The organism is Ruegeria sp. HKCCA6707, from assembly GCF_013033515.1.
Taxonomy (GTDB): Bacteria; Pseudomonadota; Alphaproteobacteria; order Rhodobacterales; family Rhodobacteraceae; genus Ruegeria.
On sequence record NZ_WQEG01000004.1, the window covers coordinates 385,214 to 402,062 of the forward strand.

Genomic DNA, 16,849 nt, shown 5'->3' on the forward strand with positions numbered 1-16,849 from the left:
AAGAGGCGAGACATCGCCCAGCAAACAACAGAGGAGAAAAACGCCATGAAGAACCCCCCAAAGATCAGTCGCAGAAAGACACTTTTGGGTCTCGGTGCTGGCGCCGGAGCCTTGGCGACCACCGGTGTCCTGCCCGGCTCGCTTGGGTTTGCGCAGGCGCAAAGCTCGGCTCCGATCAAAATCGGTTTTCAGAAACATGCCACCGGTATCGGGGCCGCTTATGGCCGTTGGTACGATACCACAACAACCGCGGCCGTCGCGCGCATCAACGAGATGGGTGGTATCAACGGTCGCCCCGTTGAGATCATCACCGAGGATGACGCAACCGACCCGGGGCGTGGTGCTGAAGTGTTGGAAAAATTCGCCAACCAGCACGAGGTCGATGTGGCCTTCGGAACCCTGTTCAGCCATGTGGTGATTGGTTCTGCCCCTCGCGCAGGCGAATTGAAACTGCCCTATTTTGTGGTCTCTGAAGGCCATCATGTGGCCAGCGGAATGCTCAATCGCTATACGCTGCAGCCCGGTATCACCGATGTGAAAAGCCAGGTGATCTCGATGGCGCCTTTCGTTGCCGACAACCTCGGCAAAAAGGTCACTATGATCTATCCTGATTTTGCCTTCGGTCACGATCACCGCGATTTCTTCTCGGAAGCGATCGAAGCGCAAGGCGGTGAAGTTGTTGCCAAGATCGCAATCCCACCGACAGAAACGACCTTTACCCGCTACTTCCCCAACATCCCGCGCGAAACCGAAGTCATCTATCACGTGATGGTCGGCCCCGCAGTTTTGACATTCGTCAAGGAAATGGGCGAGTTCTTTGGACCCAGCCGACCCGAAATCTTTGGCTTTATCGACAGCCTCGAAGCCGTCGATATACAAAGCCCCGGTCTTGAGTTCCTGGAAGGCACCTATTTCTGGGAGGGCATGCCCCGCCACAAACAAGCAAATGAATCCGAGGCGGCCTCGGCCTATCGTGCAGCGGTTGGGGTTAATGACCGCGGTGCCGCGATCGACGATCCGGCGAACGTCGCAACCTACGCGCATATGTTTGGCTGCTGGGAGACTTTGAACGTGATCAAGGCCGGCATGGAAGCTGCCGACTATCAGGGCCCTGCAGATCGCACCAAACTGATCGAGGCGGTCGAAGCCATGACCGAAATGCCCGAGTCACTTGACCATCCTCAGGGGGATAAGCTGTTCAACGGCAAGACGCATCAGGCGTTTGGCAAACAGTTCATCTCGAAGGTCAGCGACGGAAATCTTGAGGTCGTGCACACAGCATCGATCGAAGATGGGCTTTATGCGGACGAAGTGGATTATACGACACAATCCTTCTGAAACGACCCACTCTCAACTAAGCGAGACCAACGATGGACTTCGGGCCTCACCTGATGCTTGCCTCCCTCGAGGGGGCAGTCATCTCGGCTATTCTTGTGCTTACGGCTATGGGCCTCAGCATCGTGTTTGGCGTCATGCGCGTGGTGAATGTCGCGCATGGCGAGTTCTTCATGCTTGGTGCGGTGTTTGCCTGGGCGGTGACAACAATGATCAGCGGGCATGCCGCCTTGGGCTTTGTGGCCGCGCTGATTATCGTGCCGGTTTTGGTCGGAGCTATCGCGGCGGGTGTGGACCAACTGATCCTCAAACGGATCGACTATGACGTAGATCGCACAATCGTCGCCACAATCGGTGTGCTCTATATCGTGCAGCAATCCACATTGATGCTCTACGGGCCCGAAGCGCGACCCGTTGAGCCGCCCTTTAACCTGCGACTCGCCCTGCCCTGGTTTGAATTTGGCGAAAACGGGTTCCAGATGATCTGGCCCTGGGGGTTGAGCGTCACAACCTACAAGCTGTTTGTGATCGGCGCGGCCATTGTGGTGCTAGGCGCGCTGTGGCTGGTTTTGACTCGCACCAAGATTGGCCTGGTGATGCGCGCAACCCAGCAAGACCGGGATATGGCGCAAGCCTTCGGGGTCCCTGTCGGGCAGGTCTATTCGCTGGTTTTTGGCTTGGGCGCGGGGCTTGCCGCGCTGGGGGCGGTGCTGGTTGTACCCATTCAGCAAGCGCATTACCTGATGGGAGGTGATCCGCTGTTGCTGGCCTTTATCGTCGTGATCATCGGCGGGCTTGGCAGCCTGCCCGGAACCGTCATCGCGGCCCTTCTTATCGGAATGAGCGACGGTATCATCTCGGTGTTTTTCTCGCCGACATTAGCCAAAATCATCGCGACCTTTCTCGTGGCCATGGTGCTGGTCTTCCGGCCTCAGGGCCTGATGGGACGGGTGGCCGCCTGATGGATTGGACGAAATCAAATGCGCTTCATATCGGCACTCTGGTGGTGCTGTTTGCGCTCTTTTTCATTCTGCCCGCCTATCATGTCGGAGCGTTCTCGCGGATCATGGTGCTGGCGATCTATGCCATCGGCTTCAATCTGCTCTTTGGCTATACGGGCCTTCTCAGCCTGGGCCACGCGATGTTTTTTGCCGCAGGCATGTACGGCTTCGGCCTGAGCATGAACCTGGGCGGCTTGTCCGTCTTGCCCGCCTTCCTCATCGGCGTCGGAGCGGCGGGGCTTCTGGCGCTGGGGGCGGGTTATCTGGCTCTGCGCACAATCGGCGTGGCCTTCATGATTGTCACCCTGATGTTCGCCCAGACCTTCTATTTGGTGATCCTTTACTATGGCGAATACACCAGAGGTGATGAGGGCTTCATCATCCAGCAGACCCAAAGGCAAATCGCCGGGATTGACCTGACCACGGAAACAGCGCGCTATTTCACTGCCTTCATTCTGTTTGCTGTCTGCTTTCTTGCGATGGCGCGACTGGTGCAAAGACCCTTTGGCAAACGCCTGATTGCAATCCGCGAGAACGAGGAACGCGCCCGCATGTTGGGCTATGACGTCGCGCGGTTGAAACTGGCAGCGCTGGTTGTCTCGGGCCTGTTCTCGGGCGTGGCCGGGGCTGCTTATGCCTTGTTGTTCGGCTATGTCGGCGCCAGTTTTGCCTCGGTTCAGTATTCGATCTTTCCGTTGCTTTGGGTCCTGCTGGGCGGCGCTGGCACCACTGTCGGCCCTTTGATTGGCGTCATCTTCATGTTCTACCTGATCGACATTTCCAGCGGGGTCACAAACGCCTATATGCTTGTAGCCGGATTGGCCCTTGTGCTTCTGACCCTGTTCGCACCACAAGGGCTGGCGGGCACTCTGCGCAAGAGGGCTCTGCCATGGCTGCCATGAACATTCTTGAAACCAAGGGCCTGACCAAGATCTACGGCGGGTTGCAGGCCAACACAGACATTGATTTCACCTTGCAGCGCAACGCGATCACCGCGTTGATCGGGCCAAACGGCGCTGGCAAATCGACCTTTGTCGGCATGGTCAGCGGGCGTACGACGCCGACCCGAGGCAAGGTGTTCTTCGAAGGTCAAGACATCAGTACCTTGCCTGCACATAAGCGCATGCAGTTGGGAATGGCCTATACATTCCAGATCACCTCGATCTTCCCCGGCCTGACGGTCGAGGATAACGTGGCTCTTGCTGCTGGCCGCAAACTGGCCCATGACAAAGCCGCCCATGCCGCCAAAACCGCTGCCGTGCTGGAGAAAATCGGTCTTGCCGAGCGCGCCGATCAGACCGCAGCAGATCTAAGCTATGGCCACCAGCGCGTGCTGGAGATCGCGATGGGCCTGGCGCAAGATCCCAAACTGTTCATTCTGGATGAACCGACCCAGGGCCTTGCCGAAGGTGAAGTGGACGCGTTCGTGACACTCATGCGATCAATGGCCGAGGAAACGACGATCTTGCTGATCGAACACAATATGCGGGTCGTTACTGACACGGCAGACCATGTCACTGTGTTGGATCAGGGTCGCCTGTTGGCCTCGGGCAGTTTCGAGGAAATCCACGCAGACCCCGCAGTTCAGGCGGCTTATCTGGGGACCACCGCGGATGTTTGAAGTCAGGAATGTCCATACCGGCTATGGCCAGGTACAGGTTCTGTTTGGGGTTTCCCTGACGGTGAATGCCGCCGAGATCCATTGTTTGATGGGGCGAAACGGAGCCGGCAAATCGACCTTGCTTAAGGCAGTCATGGGGCAGTTGCCGCTCAAACAAGGTGAGATCCTATTGGACGGGGAGCGTCTTGACGGGCTTCCAGCGCATCTCGTGCCCAAGCGCGGGATCGGATATGTCCCGCAGGGGCGGCGACTGTTCAAGGAACTGACCGTATCCGAAAACATCGAGATGGGGCTCATGACGCGAGGGGAAGGCGCTCAGACCCGCGATTGGGTGCTTGATCTCTTTCCGCGCCTTTCAGAGCGCCTGGATCAGGTGGCGGGAACGCTGTCTGGCGGTGAACAGCAAATGCTGGCCACAGCGCGCGCGCTGTGCCTGCGCCCCAAGGTGCTTCTTTTGGATGAACCCACCGAAGGGCTTCAGCCATCCATGATCGAGCAAATCCGGCAGGTCGTGGTCAAGATGAAAGCCGAAGGCTATGCCATCATACTGGTCGAACAGCGCATCGACGCGGTTCTGTCGATCGCCGACCGCATCACCTTTATCGAAAACGGCAAAGACCGCGAGACAGTCTTACCTTCCGATGTCGCCGGGAATGGCGCGATCCTGACGAAATATCTTGGGGTTTGAGACCATTTTGCAGGCAGAAAAGTCGCCCACGTCTCAAGATGGCTCTCTAGAAAACCAGCGTTCTCGAGCGGGTTCCTGCGCCGACAGTTCAGGTGGCTCTTCGTATTCAGCGCAGAGAGCGGCGCTTGTCACAAACAGAAACGCAGCCGGAATTGCTTTGACGAGGTTCATTTGTTCCACCTTGTTTTGTCGGTAAGCGAGTCGATTTTTCGCGCTCAGAACACCGACCAGCCAAGCCGATGTGCCAATTCTTCAACGGCCCTTATCGCCAGGACCGAGTTGCCTTTCTTGTCCAGACCGGGGCTCCATGCAGCGATAGACCCAACACCGGGTACAATGGCGAAAAGTCCCCCACCGACCCCGCTTTTGCAGGGCAATCCGATCCGAAATGCCACCTCGCCCGAGGCGTCATAGCAGCCACAGGTCATCATCAGGGCATTCAGGCGCCGGACGCGTTCTGGTGTTACACCCGCGGTTTCGGCATCAGCCCCTTCGCCGCCGGTTGCCAGAAACCGGGTGGCCGCAGCGAGCTGACGGCAACTCATCTCGATGCTGCATTGACGGAAATAGCTTTCGGTGACCGCGGTTACGTCTCCACGAATGTTCCCTTCGGCCAGCATAAAGTAAGCCAAGGCTCGGTTGCGATCACCCGTCGCGACTTCGGAGGCAAAGACGTCTTCGTCGACCGCGATATCAGGTGCGTCGGCCAGACGTTGGCAAATCTCAAGAACCGGATGCGGTGCAGCCTGGCCGGATTGATGCTCCAAGATCACGTCAGAGACAACAATCGCGCCGGGGTTGATGAAGGGGTTTCGAGGTTTTCCGCGTTCGAATTCAAGCTGGACGATCGAGTTAAAAGGATCGCCCGACGGCTCGCGCCCAACACGCCGCCAAAGCGTCGCGCCGACATGCCCAAGCGCCACGACCAGCGCGAACACTTTCGAGATGCTCTGGATCGAGAACGGCACCCCGCCGTCACCCGCAATGATCGGTTCTCCGTTCAACGGTGCAAACGCCATGCCAAACCGATTCAGCGGAACGCGCGCCAGTTCCGGTATATAGCTTGCCACCTCACCGCGATCAGTCTCTCCCGCCATTCGGGTGGCGATATCGTCCAGCACTCTCTGGGTTTCAGCGGGATCAGGCAGTTGGTGCATCTTCATTCCAAATTTTATCAGATATGCCGTCCGTCGCGCCTTCGAACTCTTCCAGCACAAAAGTCGGTTCCTGCCCCGCCTTTCTCTGAGCAAAGTAGTCCTTGGTCAGCCGGTACACCGTCCCGGACAACAAAAGGATTGCGGTCAGGTTGATGACAGCCATCAAACCCATTGCTGCATCGGCAAAGTTGAAGACTGTTGCGACGGTTTGCAGTGCTCCCCACACAACCATCGCCAGACAGGCCGCTCGCAAGATAGATATCGGGACCTGGCCCTCCAGCCCCAGAAAAACCATGGCATTTTCAGCATAAGAATAGTTACCGAGGATGGATGTGAAGGCGAAGAATATGATGGCAATGGCGATGAAATACATCCCAACCGGACCCAGATGAACGTCCAATGCGCTTTGTGTCAGTTGCATGCCCGTAATTTCGCCATCAATCACGCCAGACAACAAGATCAGCAGCGCGGTCGCCGTACAAACGAGGATCGTGTCGACGAAGCACCCAAACGCCTGCACCAAACCCTGGCTTGACGGGTGATGAGGCGAAGGTGTCGCAACAGCAGCAATATTGGGGGCCGATCCCATGCCCGCTTCATTGGAAAACAACCCGCGTTTGATGCCGTTCAACATGGCGGCCATCACGCCGCCGGCAACACCGCCCGCGGCCTCTTGCAAACCCAGTGCGCTGGATACAATCAACCACAGCAGTCCAGGCACTTCGGATATGTTGAGGACCATCACGATAATCGCGATCAATAGATAGCCACCCGCCATGAACGGCACCAGAATTTCGGCGACTCGCGCAATAGCCTTGATCCCACCAAAGATCACGATTGCCGCGCCAACTGCGATGCCGAGACCAACCCACAGCTTTTCGATCCCAAACGCGCCGTTCAGCGCCTCGGCAATCGAATTGGACTGAACAGCGACAAAGATCAGACCAAAACTGAGGATCAGGCAGACCGAGAACATCGCACCTGCCCAAGGGGCATTCAGTCCTTTTGAGATATAAAACGCAGGACCGCCGCGAAAGTCACCGTTCTTGGTGGTCACCTTATAAAGCTGCGCCAGTGTGCTTTCAGAATAGGCGGTTGCCATACCAACCAGGGCAACCATCCACATCCAGAAGATTGCTCCGGGACCACCCAGGGTCAGGGCAACGGCGACTCCAGCAAGGTTTCCGGTGCCGACCCGCGACGCAAGACTGACAGTTAAAGCTTGAAACGGAGTGATTCCGCGCTTGTCGGTGCTGGGGGCGGCAGTGATGACGCGCAGCATCTCGCCAAAGTGCCGGAACTGCGGGGCGCCCAACCGGATCGTAAAGTAGAGCCCTGCCCCCAACAGGCCGTATACGAGAACATAGTTCCAGAGAATTCCGTTCAGACCATCAACAAAGAAATCCATCAACACACCTCAATCAATATCAAGCTCCGGTAGTATATCAGAAATTCTGTGGTTCACTTCCCGATGTATCTTAGCACCTCGGTGTCCCATGCCAGGCTTTTGCGGACAGACAGCAAAGCGCGATTGAGAACTTCAACATACTCGCTTTCATCCTGCAGCGCGAAGGCATAGTTCTGCTCTTCGAACTCATAGGGCAGCACTTCGAGGTCCTCGAAACGCGCTTGTTCGCGGCCGCGCAGTATTTCGTATTTCAGGGCGGGCGCGTCCATGACAACCGCATCGACGCGGCGCGCTTCCAAGCTGGTGACCACCTCGGTTAACCGGTTAGCAGAAATGCAGCTGCGCATTTTGTGGGAAGAACTGCTAACGCGGTTTGAAACAATCGAGGTGGTTAGCCCACCAGAAGGTGTGCAATCAAATTTCGTCAAAGGCTATGAGCGTCTGATGGTGCAAGTCTCGCCGGCAACATAGGGTTGGGACCTTCAGGTCTATTGCGACGTTCCGAGTAGATTTGCTTCTCGGTCATAGACTCTTAGACTCTGGACACGCCGCCCTGACAGGTTTCGCAATCTGAGTTCTGAATTCGCGATCCCCTGCCCCGATCGCCTCTTAGCCATGATGACAATTTACCGGCGAAGCAGACGCACAACGTGGCAAAGACTTACGGCAAAGCGATAGCCAGCCCAGACCGCACAAGAAATGATGAAACGAGAAAAGCGGTGGTCTTTTTTTTAGTACGATTGGGAAATCTGGCTGATTACAGTCAGAGGCTTGTCGTCAGTGCGTGCGTCGCCAACGACTTGAAAATCAACAAAAAACAGCCTGGCGAATTGGTAAACCCCTTCTTTGGTAGCCGAACAATTCAATCGCTTGAGCCAAACTTGGTTTGGATAATGAACTGCGTCACCGGATCAATATCTTCGCTTTCAAGCAAATCTGCGAGTTGGCTATCCAAACGTGTTTCATTCCAATCGCGCATCGCAATCGCAATCTCCAACGCCGAAGCGGGATCTTGTTCCAACTCGCGGGAAAAGATCAATACGATCTGATCCCTAAGAGCCGGTGACACGGTGCCTGAATCAGCCAAGGCCCGCATGAGCGAGCGCTTATGCTCCAGCGAAAGACTTGCCGCTTCCAAAGCGGCGTCGATGGTGCTTACGGCCGACGGCCCATCCATCGCGACGCCGGCCAGCGCCCAATCATAGGCATATGCCGAGTTTTGAAGAACGGATCTGGGATATCGGGACCGGACAACGTGTTTGGCTTTGTCGTCATCAAGCTGAAGACCCAGTAACCGGATCGCGACCGGAACGAAGCTGATCCGGTTGATGTTGTTGAACTCGTGCAGTAGATCGTCCGTCGAAACTGAATTTCGCAACATCTGGATACTGTCGTATGGCGCACGGTCCATCTCGACCAACGCGGTGTCACGTAGAACCGGATCCTCATGCGAAAGATACTTTGCGAAAAATGCAATGCGCGCATCGGGTTCTGTTGTACTTGTCCGCCAAAGCTCTCGTTCCCTCCAGAGCGCATCCAGGAAGTGTTCGCGCGCAGTGTTCAGCTTGAATATCCTTGTCCACTTGCGCGACAAACCACGTCCGGCAGCGTCTTTAGTCACGGTTCCGTAGGTCAGCAGAACTGTCATCTCGGGGTTCGCACGGAAGGCCGCGCGGGTCGTGCTATCAATCAAAAAAGGGATTTCAGGTATTCTCGCAAGCTCGTCTGGTGAACCTTTGATTTGTTGCTTTGGAACGAATTTGAACGGGTTTTCCGGTACGGGTGCTGCAAGAACAATGACATCGGCAGCAATCAAATGATCTGCGAGTGTGGTCTCTGGCAATGTTGTGCAGACTGGGCATGCCAAAGCAAATCGCGGACCGAATACGCAGAAGAACAAAACTGTAGCGGTAAGAAAAAGCCTTGAAAACGGCCCCAGCAACCGCCCGCAAAACTGAGAGACGCAAGTCCCAATGCCTCGCTGCACCCGGTTCGATGTCAGATCGATAGATAGCGTTACAGGAAAACCAGCGCGCATTATTCACTCCTCAACCACTTATCGTGAACTACCCAAAACGGATAAGACGGTGTCGCCATACTCAGCCTGCAGACGGGCTTTGGTCAACATTTGTCTAAAATAGGCAAAATATCCGCCACGGCGCTGCCGTCTGAACGGCTCAGCTGCATATGGATCTGTTGCAAAGCTTCTTACTGACCGAAAAGTTGGCACCGGCCCCGCAGATCATCTGCGCGACGCCTATCCCATTCAGTGTAGCCGCCGTTCGAACGAAGGCCTTTAACCCTAACATCGGCTGAGCTCGTCTTTTGACGAAGCGCTGGTCCTGTTCCACGTTGCTTTGCGGGTATTTCCGCCTGACCATCGCGATGGAGATCGGACAGCCAAAGCTTTCCAGCATCTTGTTTATGGCGTTTATGCCAGCCGTATTTGCATCGCTTTTGTCGCTATCAATTTCTCTCGGTGGGCCGTTGACCTCCAGCATCCGCTCAAAGAATTTGGCGTTGGCGGGTTTGTTTCGACTACGCACAGCATCTGCAATCACACAAGAGTAACGTGTCAGCCAGCGGTTCAGTGTGGTGTGACGAGCCAACATACCGCATCTCTTCGAGATCGCGTCGGAAACAGCGAAAAGAGCAACGTCATTTGGACAATGCGCAGCTTTGAAGGAAACCATGAGCAGTCTTTCAGTCGAATACTAACACTCGCCAAACCGGCGCAAACTCTACGATGGTCAATGATCATACGCTCGCAACAGATCTTAGTGTTCTCGACGCGCCACCAGCATCTTAATTCGCATATATGCAAAATATATTCTTTTTGCACATAACGTCTGATCTTCGCTTGTATTGTAGAGTTCTGCGAAAGAGGGCCTTCGCACTAACATTGTAGCTTCTGAGCGAAAACGAGCACCATATGATGCTGGAAAGCTACCTTCTCCTTAAATACAGCAAAAGCTCGACGTGTTAAACCAGCGAGATAGAACACCTTCACTTAGCGCTTGGGCAATCGGAAACGTATCTGCCGTCCTTTTCTCCGAAGCCTACTCACACATCCCTAAACATCGCGCACATCGCCGAGTCGGGTTCTTCCATAGTTTAGGCCATCATTTCAGCTTAGATCTTCGCACAAAACCACAGTCCAAATTGCACTGACAGCCACGACAAGACAAAGCTTAAATCGGCACGAGAACGCTTGTCGCATCAACGTTTCTCATCACGATGAACTTGGTTTAGGCGAACCTGTCAGCAGTCTGTCAGTTTTCAGTCACCCATCAAAAAAGAAGGCGGTAACCCGTGGGTTACCGCCTGGCAAAGGTGAAATCCGACGGGACGTAACCCGTGGGTTACTCCTCCCTTAAGATTGCCTCAAAAGCCTCCACAGCTTTCTGCAGCTTGGAGCGATCAATTGAACTAAAATCCAGACGAGACAGGATTCTGCATTCACCTTTTCGAGCAGTAATCTTCGAAGACCCTACGTGAAACTCGTACTTCACACTCTCGCTTTTTTCTTTCGCCCTGCCCTCTGCGGGTTTCTCAGCGGGCTCGGCCGCAAATGCTGCAAGAACTTCGTTTTGTTCCTCTGCCGTGTTCACACGCGCCAAACGCTCTTTCAAAGCCTCAGAAGTACCTGTCGCGCGAAGCTTGCGCGCCACCTCCACGCCCAGGTTTCTCGAAATGGCCTTGGGGTAAGGCAGAGCTTCCTCGAGCGCGCCAAGAAGAAAAACAAAGCTGCGAATATATGAGCGCTTCATCTTGTGCAAAGAGGCATAGAGCCTCCCAACCAATGCGTCAGCGTCCCCTGCCCCCAGCTCAGCATCACGAGCTGCAAGAATAGCGACCTGCGCCATCTCTGCGAATGTTAGGTCTTCACGAACGACATTCTCCTCGACCATATCAACATACAGATCGATACGATCGACCCGAGAGTTGTCTACACGCGCCGTAACGCTGGCAAAACGCTCATCACCGGTTTCTTCGAAGAGCTGGCTGAGAGCCGTAAGGCGCCTCCAACCTTTCTTAAGCTGGAAACGACCTTCGGGGTCTTTGTACACCTCGATCGGCTCTTTCTGGCCTCTTTCCTGTATCGACGCTTTGAGCTCATCCATTTCATCCGAACTCGCCACCGACGAGAGATCCAACCGATCACGTGGAAGATCCGAGGTGTGGATAGCATCCAAACCGATCACAGCTAAGACACGGCCTTCGTCCTGCGCTTTGCGATACTCCTTCGCTTCTGAAGCGTTCTTGCGCCGTTGCTCCACACGATCTTCCGTGCTTTCGCTCAAACTGTTTGCTGTTTCGCGCACAGCCGCACCCATGGGACCCACGTCGCGACGACGGGTTTTCTTGAGATCGTTCTCATTAATCGGAGAGAAACCAAACTTGTTCCGGCTCATTCGATGCGCTCCTCAACCTTAGTCCGCGCGTTCCACGCCTTAAGTACAACGCCCTTAAATTCTCCATAGGCATTGTCGAATGACTGACGCGCGCGCTTCCATGTGTCTCGGGTCATTTGCCTATAGTCTTGCTCGTAAACCGACATCTGGAACCTACCAGACTGTTCAACCGCGCGCGTCATCTCGATAGGATTTTGACAGACATCCGCACCAAATACGTTTTTGAAAGCGTCCATCATCGCGACATGCAGCGAATTGCTTGCTTCGAAACGCGTCATGAGAACGCGAATGTCGTCAAACGTCTTGGGAAGAGTAATACCTGCATCCTGCGCGATACGTTCGAACCCGTTCGTAATATCTTCCAACGCATCGCCCAGTTGTCCCAGGTAGCTGGTTGTACTGTCATACTCCCAATAGCCGGGGCCCGAGGGTATGTAGAGAATGTCTGCGGCAAACGCTGCATTCAAAGATTGATACCCAATCGCGGGCGGGCAATCGAAAATGATTAGGTCATATTGGTCATCAGGAAGTTCATCCAGATACCGGGCGATGCAACCAAAGAAACTCCAGGCCTTGTGAATGGATCTGTATTGCGCGGAAGCAAACTCGACAAACGCGGCATTCGCACAGCTTGGGATAATATCGATTGTCGACCAGGACGTCTTTTGAATGAAATCCTGTACGCGTTGCGACCCAATTGATTGCACATCTTCGGGCAGTTCGTCGGCGGTAGGGTAGGGGCAGTCCGCCGGATCGTCATATTCTTCTGCGATCCTGTTTGCCTCACGACAAAGGTCACGACACATAATGCCCCAAACCGTATTCCACTCTCTGACTTCTGCTAGACCCATTGAATGGGTCAGCGTCGCCTGAGGATCGAAATCCACAACAAGAACGCGGTAGCCATCCAGGGCAGAAGCGTTCGCCAGATGCTGTGCAACGACAGTTTTGCCGACGCCGCCTTTAAAATTGGAAACCGCCACCCTCATCGCGCGTCCCGCTGGTCTTTGAGGAAGGAGGCTCTTGCCTCTGAACCTCAATCGACGCCTGAGCTCGTTTATTTCTGCGAGGGAAAACCACCTTTGGCGCCCGTCATCTTCAGTGGCACCCTGTGGAAGAGACGGATCGTCCGCCAGTTTCTTCCTCAAAGTGTCTGCTGGGACATCGAACATGAACTGGCTAATTTCCCAGATTGAAAATGGTCGAAGCACTTTCTCATCGGAAGGAGAAAAGGTAGCGCGGCGAACGGCCGCCTGTTGGGCCAGGCTTCGTTCGTTCATCGCTTGGAGGTCGGTGTGGTCACGCATAGTGCTGCTCTTGTTATATCACGAATACTTTCTAATAACGCGATTTAGAGAATCTGCAAAACGCAAAGATTCAAAATTCCGCTTTTTGCTTGAGATTCTTCGAAATACGGGAGTAATTCTGTGTGAGAAGCTAAGTTTTGGTGACAGAAAATCAGCGCTGACCACATATAGGGTGACAAACTGGGGCCAATAGGGTGACATCTATCTGTCACCCATAACCAATATACCGAAATTTCTTTTGATTTTGGAAAATTGAATTTCGCTCCCGTTTTTCGAAGTGAGTTGACAAACTACGGGATTTCACCACACTGATTGCAACAAATGGAATCGGACGTCGAAACCGATCCGCATCAGGCACAGCGGCAGTATCAAAATGGAAATAAAACGATTTACAGGACCTCAGGCCGGATCCCAGAAATATGACCTTCTGACTGCTATGTCCGTCGCCGGGCTCAATGGAACGAAGGGATTTCAATGTTCGATGATGCGGCTCATTGCATTGGTCACTGCTCGATACAATTGGCGAGTTGATGAACTGACGGTGGGGCAAAAGGAAATGGCGCGCCTTTGGTCGGTTGATCAACGCACCGTCAAGCGCGAAGTCAAGCGATTGACGGAATGTAAAATCCTTCTTCAACTTCGACCTGGGGTTCGAGGTCGTGTCGCCGCATATCGCCTGAACTACAGCGAGATTTTCCGGCTCAGTGAACCGACTTGGAAAAATGTTGGATCTGACTTTGTCTCGCGTATGGAGGCCCAGACTCCAAAACCCGAGAACAAAGTTGTTCGTGTACAGTTTGGTCAGGACACAACAGTAACCTCGGATCCGACAGAGCAGGACCTGAAAAACCCTTGGGGCAGGGCGCTTCGTCGTCTTTCGCAGTCCGAAACGCTATTGTTCAAAAGCTGGTATCGCGATCTCGAACATGTGGAAACACAAGATCAAATCGTTATACTGCGAGCACCCAGCAAGTTCATTGCGCAATACATCCAGTCACATCATTTGAAACCCCTGTTAGGGGCGATCCAGCTTGAATTCGGGCAGTCTTTCAAGGTTGGTCTGATCGAGTAACACCTGCTGCTGATATTTCTCAGGGTATGCGGAAAATAGCGCCAAGTAAGTTCACAAAACGAACGATACGCACGCGGGTCCAAGGTCAGGCAAAAAGAGGGCAGGGGAGGGGTATTCCCGGATCCACAACTCAGAATAGTTAGAGCAAAAATGCCCGCTTCTGGGGCCTCAGATTTTGACCGATTTGGCTTGAAATAGCTGCAAATGATCATCTCTCCCGACGTGCTGTGATGGGTTCAAAAACCGACGCGATTCTAAGCAGAAATTTCTTAAGCAATTGATCAATATGGAAAATCTTTTGTTGCCGAAACCGGTTTCGAGTGTAAGATTGCTCGCATGGGGGAGAATACCGCAGATCAAAACAGCTTGTCCAAGCGACCTACGAAGGTGACAATCCAAGATGTCGCCCGTTCTCTCAATATGACCAAGGGTACCGTCAGCCGCGCGCTGAACAATTATGGGGACATCGCCGCTGAGACACGCGCACGTGTGAGAGCAGAGGCGGACCGAATGGGATATGTCCCAATGGCTCTGGCTCAGGCAATTCGTACGGGCAGGGCAAAATCCATCGGTCTTGTGATTCAAGAAGATGAACTTGGGGGGTTTGCTCCGTTCTTGGCCGATTTTCTGGCAGGCGTATCTACGGCGGCCAGTAAAAGCGGTTGGACTTTGACCGTAGCAACAGCCAACACCATGGACGGTGTTCTGGAAGTGCAATCCAGGCTCATAAGTGAGCGTAAGGCTGATGGTTTTATTCTTCCGCGCTCGCGGGTTTCGGATCCTCGGGTCGACAAATTGGTTCAGGCCAATGTCCCGTTCGTTGTTTTTGGCCGGGAACCAAAAGGCATTCAATGCGACTGGTTCGATGTTGCGGGCGAAGATGCCATGCATGATGCCGTTTCGCGGCTAGTGAAATTTGGGCATTCGCGAATAGGGTTTTTGAAGGCCGGCGAGGACTATGTCTATTCCGGCCTCCGCGAGCGAGGCTATGTTCAGGGCTTGGCTTCCGCAGGATTGCCGTTTGCATCAGAACTCGTCGCAAAAGACGTGATGACACTAGAACAGGGCTCCATCGCCGCTCGTAAATTGCTCAGCTTGGAGGTCCCGCCAACGGCTATCGTTTGTTCGGTCGACCGAGCGGCACTTGGTGTTTACAGGACAGCATCAGAAGCAGGCATGGAAATCGGAAAAGATCTTTCGGTCATTTCCTATGACGGGATTCCTGAAGGCGAATTCGCAGTGCCCGCGCTGACAACCTACTCAGTCAATCGCCGTCATGCGGGAACACGGCTGACGCAGATATTGATCGATCGCATACGCAATTCCGATGCTGAAGCATTTTTGGAACTTGTGCCAGCTCAACTGATCGAACGCGCCTCTGATGGGCCACCTCGATGCAGTTCGGCTGACTTGGCTAAACTCTGGCACACATCATTCAACTAGCTGTTCTTACAGGGAGGTAGAACATGAAAATCTTGAAAAATTCCACGTTATTGGTCGGCGCGAGCCTGATGGCCACGATTGCTGCGGCAGACATGCTTGCGGCTCAGGAATTGCGTGTCTGGACCACAGAAACTCAGCCTGCGCGCTTGGAACGTCAGCAAAAAATGGCCGCAGATTACGAGGCTGCGACCGGTGTGAAGGTGGAAATGATCCCTGTGGATGAACAGGAATACGGTACGCGCGCAACCGCGGCCTTTGCGGCCGGTGACTTGCCAGATGTGATCTATTATCCGCTCCAATATGCTCTTCCCTGGACCGAAGCGGGAATTCTGGATGCCGAGGCCGCGCAAGAGGTCCTTGAGGTACTGGGAACCGAAACTTTTGCCCCGGGACCGATCAATATGGCCCAGACTGAAGATGGGGTCGCAGGTGTTCCCGTCGATGGCTGGACTCAGATGATCGTCTACCGGAAGGATCTGTTTGAAGAGAATGGCCTAGAGCCCCCCACCTCTTACGCGAATGTTCTGGCTGCTGTTGAGGCATTGCATAATCCACCAGAGATGTTTGGATTTGTTGCTGCAACCAAGGTGGACGAAGGCTTTATGAGTCAGGTCTTGGAGCATGTGCTTCTCGCCAATGGCGCAACCCCCGTTGATGAGAACGGGTTCAAAGGTTTTGATGAAGCCAACACCATCGAAGCCTTGGAGTTCTACAAAGCCATCGCTGAAGCGTCGCCTCCTGGTGAACTGTTCTGGAAGCAATCTCGTGAGCTTTATTTCGCGGGCCAAGCCGCAATGATCATCTGGTCGCCATTTATCATGGATGAATTGGCCGGGTTGCGGGACGCAGCTCCTGTCACCATCAACGATGACCCAACGTCTCGTGAATTGGCCAACGCAACGGGCTTTGTCACAAACTTTTCTGGACCTTCTAATCCAGATGGCGCGGCATGGGCCGACTCACGCTATTTCGGTATTACGGCGGATGCCGACACTGAAACAGCGCAGGACTTTGTTCGGTTCGCTGTAAGCGACGGTTATATGGATACGCTTGCTATTGCACCTGAAGGCAAGTTTCCAAGCCGAAATGGTACCGCAGAAAACCCAACCACCTATATTGATGGCTGGTCCAAGCTGGATGTGGGCGTTGATCGCCGCGCACCGCTTTCCGAGCTTTACGACGCGGCTGTTATCGACAACATCGTTGCTGGCCTAGATGTCGGCCAGCGTTGGGGTGTTGCTGAAGGTCAGTTGGGCCTGGCGTCCAAGATCATCAACAGCCAAGCCATCAACCGTGTTGTGCGTGAGTACATTGACGGTGATATTGAAGCAGCTGCAGCAGTTGCGAAAATGAACGAAGAACTCGCTTCGATCGAATAGGCATCAGATCTTTCTCGAAAATC

16 protein-coding genes are annotated in these 16,849 nt (G+C 54.1%); 9 read left to right on the top strand and 7 right to left on the bottom strand.

The genetic code is table 11. The features are described from left to right. The first annotated feature begins 45 nt into the window (after positions 1-45). The 5 genes from GOW40_RS12670 to GOW40_RS12690 are packed head-to-tail and all read left to right on the top strand — an operon-like array spanning position 46 to position 4,645. Positions 46-1,338, top strand: coding sequence for an ABC transporter substrate-binding protein (locus GOW40_RS12670; protein WP_171132947.1), 1,293 nt, complete (start codon positions 46-48; stop codon positions 1,336-1,338). Positions 1,339-1,370: 32 nt separating this feature from the next. Then, entirely contained in the window at positions 1,371-2,297 is a 927-nt protein-coding gene (locus GOW40_RS12675) for a branched-chain amino acid ABC transporter permease (protein WP_171132946.1), read from the top strand. Continuing rightward, positions 2,297-3,238 carry a branched-chain amino acid ABC transporter permease gene (locus tag GOW40_RS12680; RefSeq protein WP_171132945.1) on the top strand — a complete coding sequence of 314 codons (942 nt, stop codon included), beginning with the start codon at positions 2,297-2,299 and terminating at the stop codon, positions 3,236-3,238. Before GOW40_RS12675 ends, GOW40_RS12680 begins: the two co-directional genes overlap by 1 nt. Further along, positions 3,235-3,957 carry an ABC transporter ATP-binding protein gene (locus GOW40_RS12685; protein WP_171133007.1) on the top strand — a complete coding sequence of 241 codons (723 nt, stop codon included), beginning with the start codon at positions 3,235-3,237 and terminating at the stop codon, positions 3,955-3,957. The genes GOW40_RS12680 and GOW40_RS12685 overlap by 4 nt, the downstream gene beginning before the upstream one ends. Then, the gene (locus tag GOW40_RS12690; RefSeq protein WP_171103182.1) at positions 3,950-4,645 is read left to right on the top strand and encodes an ABC transporter ATP-binding protein; all 696 of its coding nucleotides are present in this window, start codon (positions 3,950-3,952) and stop codon (positions 4,643-4,645) included. The genes GOW40_RS12685 and GOW40_RS12690 overlap by 8 nt, the downstream gene beginning before the upstream one ends. Positions 4,646-4,860: 215 nt before the next feature. On the opposite strand, the gene GOW40_RS12695 is transcribed toward GOW40_RS12690, so the two are convergent. From GOW40_RS12695 to GOW40_RS12705, 3 genes are read right to left on the bottom strand one after another with little or no spacing between them, the layout of a single operon-like run. Next, positions 4,861-5,808, bottom strand: coding sequence for a glutaminase (locus tag GOW40_RS12695; RefSeq protein WP_254444425.1), 948 nt, complete (start codon positions 5,806-5,808; stop codon positions 4,861-4,863). Then, positions 5,786-7,210 carry a sodium:alanine symporter family protein gene (locus tag GOW40_RS12700; protein WP_171132943.1) on the bottom strand — a complete coding sequence of 475 codons (1,425 nt, stop codon included), beginning with the start codon at positions 7,208-7,210 and terminating at the stop codon, positions 5,786-5,788. Before GOW40_RS12700 ends, GOW40_RS12695 begins: the two co-directional genes overlap by 23 nt. A 53-nt stretch (positions 7,211-7,263) precedes the next feature. Next, positions 7,264-7,479 carry a hypothetical protein gene (locus GOW40_RS12705; RefSeq protein WP_371731844.1) on the bottom strand — a complete coding sequence of 72 codons (216 nt, stop codon included), beginning with the start codon at positions 7,477-7,479 and terminating at the stop codon, positions 7,264-7,266. On the opposite strand from GOW40_RS12705, the gene GOW40_RS12710 reads away from it, so the two are divergent. Beyond that, a complete protein-coding gene (locus GOW40_RS12710) occupies positions 7,478-7,681 on the top strand; it encodes a hypothetical protein (protein WP_217352300.1) in 204 nt (67 codons plus the stop codon). The two genes, GOW40_RS12705 and GOW40_RS12710, sit on opposite strands and share 2 nt — an antisense overlap. Positions 7,682-8,072: 391 nt before the next feature. Here GOW40_RS12710 and GOW40_RS12715 read toward each other — a convergent pair whose 3' ends face one another. The 4 genes from GOW40_RS12715 to GOW40_RS12730 all read right to left on the bottom strand — a co-directional run bounded on the left by GOW40_RS12715 (position 8,073) and on the right by GOW40_RS12730 (position 12,932). Continuing rightward, positions 8,073-8,903 (bottom strand): hypothetical protein, encoded by an 831-nt coding sequence (locus GOW40_RS12715; protein WP_171132941.1) that lies wholly within the window; start codon positions 8,901-8,903, stop codon positions 8,073-8,075. A 484-nt stretch (positions 8,904-9,387) separates the two neighbouring features. Further along, entirely contained in the window at positions 9,388-9,903 is a 516-nt protein-coding gene (locus GOW40_RS12720) for a DDE-type integrase/transposase/recombinase (RefSeq protein ID WP_254444426.1), read from the bottom strand. A gap of 669 nt (positions 9,904-10,572) precedes the next feature. After that, complete coding sequence (locus tag GOW40_RS12725) at positions 10,573-11,625, bottom strand: ParB N-terminal domain-containing protein (protein ID WP_171132940.1); 1,053 nt, start codon at positions 11,623-11,625, stop codon at positions 10,573-10,575. Continuing rightward, positions 11,622-12,932: an AAA family ATPase gene (locus GOW40_RS12730; protein ID WP_171132939.1), complete on the bottom strand. Its 1,311-nt coding sequence runs from the start codon at positions 12,930-12,932 to the stop codon at positions 11,622-11,624. Before GOW40_RS12730 ends, GOW40_RS12725 begins: the two co-directional genes overlap by 4 nt. A gap of 373 nt (positions 12,933-13,305) precedes the next feature. Here GOW40_RS12730 and GOW40_RS12735 point away from each other — a divergent pair, with 373 nt between their 5' ends. From GOW40_RS12735 to GOW40_RS12745, 3 genes are all read left to right on the top strand, one after another. Next, on the top strand, positions 13,306-14,004 hold the full coding sequence (locus GOW40_RS12735) for a hypothetical protein (RefSeq protein ID WP_171136702.1): 699 nt from the start codon (positions 13,306-13,308) through the stop codon (positions 14,002-14,004). 336 nt (positions 14,005-14,340) lie between these two features. Beyond that, positions 14,341-15,447, top strand: a complete 1,107-nt coding sequence (locus GOW40_RS12740) for a LacI family DNA-binding transcriptional regulator (protein ID WP_171132937.1) — start codon at positions 14,341-14,343, stop codon at positions 15,445-15,447. A gap of 23 nt (positions 15,448-15,470) precedes the next feature. Continuing rightward, positions 15,471-16,826, top strand: a complete 1,356-nt coding sequence (locus GOW40_RS12745) for an ABC transporter substrate-binding protein (protein WP_171132936.1) — start codon at positions 15,471-15,473, stop codon at positions 16,824-16,826. Positions 16,827-16,849 lie beyond the last annotated feature (23 nt).